This is a genomic window from Bradyrhizobium sp. LeoA1Lang, from assembly GCF_055413685.1.
Window position 1 is genome coordinate 1 of sequence record NZ_JBVAPG010000273.1, and the last position, 6,456, is coordinate 6,456.

The 6,456-nt window shown below is 58.2% G+C and carries 4 protein-coding genes and 2 pseudogenes; 4 read left to right on the forward strand and 2 right to left on the reverse strand.

What is annotated here, in order from left to right; translation table 11 throughout:
- Nucleotides 1-1,331 precede the first annotated feature (1,331 nt).
- The 4 genes and pseudogenes from ACZYOF_RS41400 to ACZYOF_RS41415 all read left to right on the forward strand — a co-directional run.
- A pseudogene (locus ACZYOF_RS41400) lies at nucleotides 1,332-1,702 on the forward strand (transposase); the annotation flags it as partial.
- A 49-nt stretch (nucleotides 1,703-1,751) separates the two neighbouring features.
- Nucleotides 1,752-2,375: a GNAT family N-acetyltransferase gene (locus tag ACZYOF_RS41405; RefSeq protein WP_463719351.1), complete on the forward strand. Its 624-nt coding sequence runs from the start codon at nucleotides 1,752-1,754 to the stop codon at nucleotides 2,373-2,375.
- A gap of 116 nt (nucleotides 2,376-2,491) precedes the next feature.
- A complete protein-coding gene (locus tag ACZYOF_RS41410; protein ID WP_463719352.1) occupies nucleotides 2,492-2,836 on the forward strand; it encodes a transposase in 345 nt (114 codons plus the stop codon).
- Between the two features lie 143 nt (nucleotides 2,837-2,979).
- A complete protein-coding gene (locus ACZYOF_RS41415) occupies nucleotides 2,980-3,222 on the forward strand; it encodes a transposase (RefSeq protein ID WP_463719353.1) in 243 nt (80 codons plus the stop codon).
- Between the two features lie 1,908 nt (nucleotides 3,223-5,130).
- On the opposite strand, the gene ACZYOF_RS41420 is transcribed toward ACZYOF_RS41415, so the two are convergent.
- Together ACZYOF_RS41420 and tnpC are read right to left on the reverse strand one after the other, a co-directional pair.
- Entirely contained in the window at nucleotides 5,131-5,463 is a 333-nt protein-coding gene (locus ACZYOF_RS41420; protein ID WP_463719354.1) for a DUF3024 domain-containing protein, read from the reverse strand.
- A gap of 52 nt (nucleotides 5,464-5,515) precedes the next feature.
- Nucleotides 5,516-6,331, reverse strand: a pseudogene (gene tnpC / locus ACZYOF_RS41425) (IS66 family transposase); the annotation flags it as partial.
- Nucleotides 6,332-6,456: the final 125 nt, after the last annotated feature.

The following is a 6,456-nucleotide window of genomic DNA, read 5'->3' on the forward strand; positions in this document are numbered from 1 at the left end:
GTCACCGGCGAGCGACAACACGCCTCAAGCACCTTGCGATCTTTCCGCGAAAGGTGGACTTCTCTTGCTTCGGGGATCATCCATATCTTGAATCACGACTCACGATCCAAGAAAAGTGGGTACTAGCTTCAAACCGGGCCCGTTGGCCGCCCCGCCTGCGTTGGACAAAGATTTCGTTTTGGGGGGCGATCTGATTCTGTAGACTGATGCTGAGACACCAAGGCTCCGGGCGGATTTCCTGTCCATCTTCTGGACTCCGGGAATGCTATCCCATGCCATTAGCCCAGCAATAGAGCAGCGCGAGTTTTCGGCGATGTTGGATAGGTTTTTCTCGCCGACTTCATTGGCGTTATTGTCTCACCACGTTTCTTCTTCCTTTATCTGTCAGGTCCTGCGCCACATCTCGCTTCGGGCTCGCTCCCCGATCATTCTCGAGTGTGTCCCTCTGACGTTTGCGCCATTGTTCGTCTTGTTTCTTCCGAGCCTGGTGCTGCTTGAGTGCCCTCTCAGCGGCTTCGGGGAATTGATCTGCTCCTGTTCGGCAGAGGTGGTTTGGACCGGTCGAGCCCAGGTCTATAAGATCAACTGCTCACGCCCGCTCAGGCCAATGACTCGGATGGTGGCCAGCACTGACGCATACACGAGTAGATGGAATTGGCCGAACCGTCGCCTTGGCTACTTTGTTTCGGGTAAGGTCGCGCTGCCCCGCAGTTATCCTCGTCCTCAGTTTCGTTGTTGGCCTACATAACCGGTGCGATCGGTGGTGCGGAGGCCGAGCGCGTACTGTCGTCAGCTAGGGTTCCTATTGGGCTCCTCTTGGGTTGCGCGGCACGATGCTCAGCATCCCAACTTTGCCGACAGGAGAGCGAATCTGATGCATGGCCGAAGCCCTGGCTCATCCAGCCAATCCACAACCGCTAGTCAGGCTGATGAATGGAGGCCGTGAGGAGATAGCCAAGCTTTGCGGAAACCGTTCGTGGCGCGGGATTATTATGGCATTTCGTCCTCGGCAACGGAGCGGCCGTACTCGCTCGTTTCCCGAGCCCCCATCGAGGAGATCGACAGGTCTGCATTTAGGAGAGAAGCGAGGGCCCTTTATGCCGATGAAATCAAGTAGTCGCCGCTAATCCACGGGAGTACTCGGATTTCGTATCCAAAAAGGCTACGCGCCCCGCTCAGCTTGCTGAGGATTGCGGGACTACCAGAGATACCGAGCAAGCGCGATATTTCAGCTACCAATTAGGGTCTGTACCTAATTAGCGAGCTCTGATTCCCTCGCGCCGAGTTGAATCGGTACGGGGACTTCGATGCGCAACGGACTATTCTGACCCAACGACAAGCAGTGGGCTCAGATCGAGCCGCATCTGCCAACGAACCAGCCGGGGCCGGCGCGCGATGGCGACGACGCATCATCAGCGGATCATTCACATGCTTCAGCGTGGCGCACGCTGGCGCGACTGGCCGCCCGACTATGGCCCTTACACGACGATCTCCATCGTTTCCATCGCTGGGCCAAGCGCGGCCATTGGCGGGCGATCTTTGAAGCGCTCGCCCTGCTGCTACAAGGACGGAATGACTTTGTCCATCGATTCCACCTCGATCAAAGCGCATCGCTCGGCGAGCAGCGGAAAATGCGGCAGCTTGAACAGGCGATCGGCCGCTCGCGCTGTGGCACGCGCTGAGCGACCCCGATTGCAAACCTTGGGCACGTCAGCTTTTCGAAAGCTTGTCCGAATAGCAATCCCGTTGCGATGAGAATCAATCACTACAATGTGCCCTCCGGCGAGCGGAGTCTGCACAAGCAGCGCGATGCGCTGGCGGGCGCCGGTCGCGCGGATACGACCGCTTTTACGGCCGCTTTAGCAGCCGAGGGACCAGCCTCTTTCGCTTTTGACAAGCGGCGGGGTGAGCAAGTCAGGCTGTACACAGCAATCAGCAATAGCGGCAATGTCCAACTCGTTTCTTTGTTTTCTAATGCCCATCAACGCAACAAGGTGGGAAGTATGAACGTGGCGCCACGGCGCGACACTTTGCGAATTCTCACCATAGAGAGTCTCGACTGGTCGAGGTACAAAGGAGTCGGGGCGGCTATGCTGGACATTGCCGATCGGATTAGGGATTCAGCGGGCCTTTCCAGTCTATCCCTTATTTCTCAAGACGAGGGAGCTTCAGAATTTTTCTACAAGAAGGGATTCCGATTTACGGAGGAGGACACGAAGAGAAGAATTCAGAAATGCGGAATCACATTTCCGATTCACGGTACGTTCCAGGCGACGACGTCATCCTTATTGGCGATATGGAGCGCCCGGCTTAGGGTACTCTGGCGGCAGCACTGGCCAGCCCGCCCTGCCGGGCTGGCATTTTATCAGGAGTAGCGACTGTAACCGCGAAGCGGCCGCTGGGATGCGGCCCTTTTCTGTTCTAAGGGTCTGTACCTAATCAGCTGGTTCTGATTCCCTGGCACCGAGTTGATTCGGCATGGCGGACTTCGATGCGCAAAGGACTGTTCTGGCTCAACGACAAGCAGTGGGTTCAGATAGAGAGAGCCGCGTCTGTCAACGAACCAGACGGGCCCCGCGCGCGAAGACGATCGACGGATCATCAGCGGTATCGTTCACACGCTCAGTGCGGCGCACGCTGGCGCGATTGCCCGCCTGACTATGGTCCCTACACGACGATCTACAATCGTTTCAATCGCTGGGCCAAGCGCGGCCATTGGAAGGCGGTCTTTGAAACGCTCGCCCGCTGCGGCAAGGACGGCGCGACTTTGTCCATCGACTCCACCTCGATCAAAGCGCGTCGCTCCGCGAGCGGCGGAAAAGGAGAACATGAATAGGCGATCGGCCGCTCGGGCGGTGGGCGGACGACGAAAATCTACGCGCTGGACGACCCTGATTGCAAACCTTGCGCATTTCATCTTACTCCGGGACAAGACGCAGATATTGCCGCGCGGCCGGCCCTTTTGAAACTCGCACCCCCATGACTACCCTCATTGGGGACAAAGGCCACGACGGCTTTCGCGCCGAAATCGTTAATCGCGGCGCGAAGCCCGTCATTCCAAACATGATCCTCCAGAGCTTCGGCAAACGCGTCTACAAAGGGCGCAATGTTATCGAGCGCTGTTTCTGCCGACTCAAGGATTTCAGGGGCGTTGCAACTCGCTACGACAAACTTGCCAGAAACTTCTTGGCTGCAGTCTACCTCGCCGCCATCGTCGCCTAATGGATCAGTCTGAGCCTGGGAAAGCAGAGTCACGCTCTGCTGCCCAGCGGTGACCGCTTCCTGCAAATCCATCCAGATTAAATCGATCTGGTTCAGGTTCGCTTTGCTCCAGTAGTCATGGAGCCATCGGGTTTGTGCTAGATGGGGCGAACCGAATTCCAATCCTATTCGGCAAGATGCCTTGTTCGGCGCATTGAACCAAAGAGGTTCCCATTCCTTCGCATTTTAATATCCATTGCTTGGATGGAAATCGATCCTGCCATTTCGGTTATTGATCGTGATCTCGATGCGCCCCTCCCTATCCAGCAGGCAGGCCGTACATCGACTTGCCTAGCGGCGGGAAGCTGTTGGTTGCGAACTTCTGTTGGTTGCGAACTTCTGGTGATTGCGAGCTTCTGGTCACCGGATCGCGCGCCGGTGGTGCGCGAACAGATGCATGATCACATTGGTCATTGCGCATTCCAGTATTCGTCTATTTGCCACATTGCGAATTCGCTCGGTTCAATGCCCAGCAATAGCCGGCGAGAGCTCTTCCCGTCCTGGCAAAGATCTAAGTGCATGATCGCCCTGACACGCAACAAGGTTGAGAAATAGTAAGCTACGCCGCCGAACTTGATTTGCCAACGAGCCATAGACCTGCGTGGTACAGCTTTGCCTTTGCTTTTGCAGGCCTGCAACCTGGCGCTACGTGAGATTCGAGCTCGTGAGCTATATGCGCAACTGCGACGTACGCTGATTGTGATCGCAGTCGTGAGGTGTCTTGGCCGCCGGACACGATAGTTTCGCGTCTAAGGTCCAGTCAACCACGCGAGCTGCAGTAGGCCGATTGGGCCGTGGATCTACTCGCATACCAGGCACCCACCTGTTCTTCTGCTGCTCGATAGGTGACGAAGCCGCGGCCTGGCCCAATCGTCCTAGCAACCCGCGGACGCGACTGACATATCGACCCGAGGGCGGTAGTGCTTCTCTCCGCCTCCCCAGAACTGGCGAGCTCTCAATCGGAAATCCGTGATGCTGTAGACCTGGACCCATGGGCAAAGAAGCGTGAGCGTAGCACGGTTCGGCCCTGCGCTTATGTCACAGGTGCTTCACTGGTGGACTTGCGAAGTTAGCCGCGCAGCGGTTCCCCAGCCCTGCATGTCGGCCGCCCAGGTGTCGCGGACACACATTTCAGTGTGTGGACGGAATACAAGACACTTAGATGCAACTTCGGCAGTTGAGGTGCATCGCTCAACGACGCCTATGCACGTCCGCCTGAATGAGACCGGAAGGAGCGTGCCGACGAACATGCCCCGAGCGCGCGACTGTATTGACACCCGTGGGCGTCCTTCTCAACGGTGAATGCGACGGAGCTTCAGGGGCGTTCCCTTATGAAGGGATCCGCGGCGGTACTTTAACGCGATTGGGGCACGCCGTGCACTTTGACTGGCTGAGCTGCCAAGGCAAGCCGCTATCTCGAGGCCGTACTTTATCCATTGAGGTCATCAGGGGTGATGCGGGCGTATCACAACCGCCATTCACCTTCCATCTAGGTGAGGATGAGGGAAGTATTTGCAGCGCCAGCGACGATGGAATTCTTCAGCCAATCTGAGGGCCAGCCGCTGGCTAAAGGACGGCGCTGAACATAGCCACCTGGATGCGCCCAACTGCGAACGCATTGTTGCCGCCGTGGCGGCACGAGAGGCGATCGGCGTCCCTTGCCCTCTCTTATTGTTACCACTCGTGTCCGGTTGAGGACATTGATGGCAGGAATCCGACTACGGCAGCGAAATCATTCCACGCGCACCGCCGCAACAGTAGTCTTTCTCTCATCAAGCCTCGCCCAGAGCACTTTTCGCGTGCGGCACACAGATTGCTGGTATCCGTCCGGTGAGGACCCGGGATACCTGACCTTGCGGAGTTCCGTGTTTAAAGTGGATGGAGCAATCCGTCGGATCTTAGCGTGTCAATCGCTTCGGCGAGAGTGAGGCCGCGATGGAGGCAGAACCATTCTCCGGTGTGACGGTGCCACTGGATGTCGAAGCGATCACGGCTGATCCAGTCGAGGCGAGCGAACGGGGCGTCAAACTCTTCGCCGAGGTTCTCTGGAAAGCCGGAGCGGTAGCGTTGAATGAAGCGATATTTGGTGCCGTGCCACTTTCCCAGGATATCGACGGGATAGTTGAACTGCGTCGGTCGGATAGTGGGCAGGAAGCGGGGCTTCAAAAAGTCGTCGATCAACTGCTGGCAGGCGGCCGTCACCGCCAATTTATCTGCCGCGGACAGACCGCTCGCTCTCATGTGTCCTCTTGGCTCACGCTGCTTCGACATGATCAGGCGTTGGCTTTCGCCAGTTCCAGGGCAGAAGCTCGTCCAGCCTCTGGATAGCATGATCATTGATGCGCGCGAGCACGTCGGCGAGCCAGGCCTGCGGATCGACGTCGTTGAGCTTGGCGCTGGCAATCAGGGTGTAGATGGCAGCCGCACGCCGGCCGCCCTCATCGGAGCCGGCGAAGGTCCAGTTTCTTCTTCCTACGGCGACGGCCCGTAGCTCACGTTCGGCGGCATTGTTCGACATGCAAGGCGCCCGTCATCGAGGAAGCGGGTAAATGCATCCCAGCGGCTGAGGCTGTAATTGATCGCCTTGGTCGTGTCGTTGTTTTTGGAGAGCTTGGCGCGCTGCTCACGCAGCCAAGCCTGCAGCTCAACGACCAGGGGGCGACTGCGCTCCTAGCGTACACGCAGACGCTCTTGCGGCGTCAGACCGTTAATCTCGCGCTCGATGGCGAACAGGGCATCGATGCGCTTGACCGCCTCGGCTGCAATCGGTGCCTTGGTGAGCCGTGCGAGGTCAAAGAACTTGCCTGCCGTGGGCCCAGCACGCCGCCTCGACGATCGGGCCTACTTTGCGACTGGCCGCGTAGAGTTTGCTGAAGCCCGCGTAGGCGTCGGCCTGCATCAGTCCGGCATAGCCTGCCAGATGCTGTTCCGGATGCTCACCGCCACGATCCGGCGAGTAGAAGAACACCGCCGCCGGGGGATCCGGTCCGGCAAATGGCCGGTCGTCGCGCACATAGGTCCAGAGCCGGCCGGTCCGGGTCTTGCCTTTGGCAAGGACCGGCACCGTGGAGCCTGAGAACCAATTCGGTTTTCGGGTAGACGGCATCCGAAGTAGCGGATGTTGAAGACCTCGACGGTGGAGCGGGGCGGGATTTGCGCGCCGCTATGGTTTGGCGCAGCTATGGGTTGGCGAGG